At 45.2% G+C, this 1,937-nt stretch carries 2 protein-coding genes; one reads left to right on the plus strand and one right to left on the minus strand.

Annotation, left to right across the window (positions count from 1 at the left end; translation table 11 throughout):
* Positions 1–194: glycine betaine ABC transporter substrate-binding protein (locus BG32_RS01820; RefSeq protein ID WP_310793855.1), on the minus strand; the 194-nt coding region annotated here is incomplete at its 3' end.
* 251 nt (positions 195–445) lie between these two features.
* On the opposite strand from BG32_RS01820, the gene BG32_RS01825 reads away from it, so the two are divergent.
* The gene (locus BG32_RS01825; RefSeq protein ID WP_121526310.1) at positions 446–1,303 is read left to right on the plus strand and encodes a mechanosensitive ion channel family protein; all 858 of its coding nucleotides are present in this window, start codon (positions 446–448) and stop codon (positions 1,301–1,303) included.
* The last annotated feature ends 634 nt before the right edge of the window (positions 1,304–1,937 follow it).

A 1,937-nucleotide genomic window follows, 5' to 3' on the forward strand; every position in this document is an offset into this window, starting at 1 on the left:
TTTCGAATGACGCTCGTCGTACCGAATTCGGTCTTGTCTACAACCTCGAATCCATTCTTCTCGAGAACTATTACAATCATCTGGCCCAGGAGCGCGCCTTCCGTATCTATCTTAGATGCCACAGTTATCGGCCCCTTCAGTGCAAAACCTGAAAATGCTATGAACAATAATCCAATTAGAATCAATCTCTTCACAATAAACAACCTCCATCATTTTTATTGCCGATAATTATACTCCATTTAATTGTACACTACCTTCAAATATCTTTGAAAAGTATTTTGGAGTGTATCTAAACAATTCGACTCAACGAAATGCTGATCTTTGTAAAGGCAATGTGCCTCACAGACAAGATCCCTTTTTCAGGTCAAAGCGATGGGTCCGTTCCTACTTGGCTTCGGCCAGATCTTATGTAAGAATAGTTATCATGGAAGAAGGAGGGAAAATCATGAATGATGTAATCCAAACAATAATCGAATGGGCGATTAGAATCGGAGTCAGCATCGCAATCCTTCTGGTGGCAAGATGGCTTTCGGGCCTCTTCTACAAAGCATTCATTAAATTCACTGAGAAGACATCCGTTGTCTCCGTTCAATATCGCAAGACAATGAGAACGCTGTTCAACCTCGCCTTCTATGCTCTGGCGGCCTTCATAATTATCTCGGTTCTCTTCAAGAATCTGGCTCCCGTTCTCGCCGGTCTCGGAGTATCCGGTATCATTGTCGGTCTCGCTGTCAAGGAGCCTCTGGAAAACCTGATCAGCGGGATACTAATAATGATAAACAAGCTAATCTACGAGGGCGAGGCAGTTGACATCGGAGGGACATCCGGAGGAGTTCAGGAGATCAAACTCAATCACGTGCTTATAAAGACATGGGACGGAAAGCTAGTCACGATCCCCAGCAAAAACGTCTGGGCAGCAACGATTATTCACTTCTGGCCCGAAAACATAAGACGAAACGATCTCAACGTCGGGGTTTCCTATTCGAGCGACCTCAACAAAGTCATGAAGATCCTGGAGGAAGCCGTAAATTCTTACGAGAAGCTTTACGTCGATGACAACCACAAGCCAATGATACAGTTCACCGGATACGGCGCATCTTCCATAGACTTCGTCGTTAGATTCTGGGTAGAGAAGGCGAACTTCGTGGACTCAAGCACGGAACTGGCAAAGATCATAAAATCTAGATTCGACGAAAACGGCATAGAGATTCCTTTCAGCCAGCTCGATCTCCATATAAAGGACGGCCCCATAGAAGGCATAAAGCTGTCAAATAAGGAGCGCGATGCTGAAACAAGTTCATGATGGATTGTGAGGTTCTCTGAACGATATTGATCTTCATACCTCTATCCTCCTCACAACTCTCACATCTTTGTAGATTTTGATCCTATCAAAGTCCGAGATTCTCAATGGAGTTCAGAATGGCGGGATGCGACGTTTTGAAATCTTCATACACTGTCATCCCGAACTTGTTTCGGGATCTGCTCTTGTGAAGACCACGGTTGCGGGTAGCAGGTTGGGGGTTGGTCAGGAGCAAAAAAGAGATTGACCAAGTCCTCAAGAAGCAATTCAAAGCCATCTGATCAGAACCAACTCATTTCGTCATCCTGAAGCGCTCCTGTTCAGGATCTGGGTTTTTTCAGGAATTGTGGTTGGTGGTAAGAGGTTATGGTCGGAAAGAGCGAAGTGAAACCTGTTCTCCGTTGGACGGTTCTCCGTTCTCCGAAAAGAACAGTTGCAAGTTCCAAGTTGTGAGTTGCATGTGAGAATAGATTCGATCCAAACGGATGTAGGGGCGTGCGGCTGCACGCCCGCTGCAAACAATGATCAGTCTTCCCAAGGATGAGATCATCCTCTTCAATAGTTTAACGAATCGAATTCTGGGCAGAATCATGTCTGAATAACGCAAAGAATGTCATCCCGAACTTGTTTCGGGATC

The organism is Mesotoga sp. HF07.pep.5.2.highcov (assembly GCF_003666285.1).
Taxonomy (GTDB): Bacteria; Thermotogota; Thermotogae; order Petrotogales; family Kosmotogaceae; genus Mesotoga; species Mesotoga prima.

Coding starts and splice junctions, on each gene's coding strand:
- BG32_RS01825 (WP_121526310.1), top strand. CDS start 446: ATGAATGATGTAATCCAAACAATAATCGAATGGGCGATTAGAATCGGA.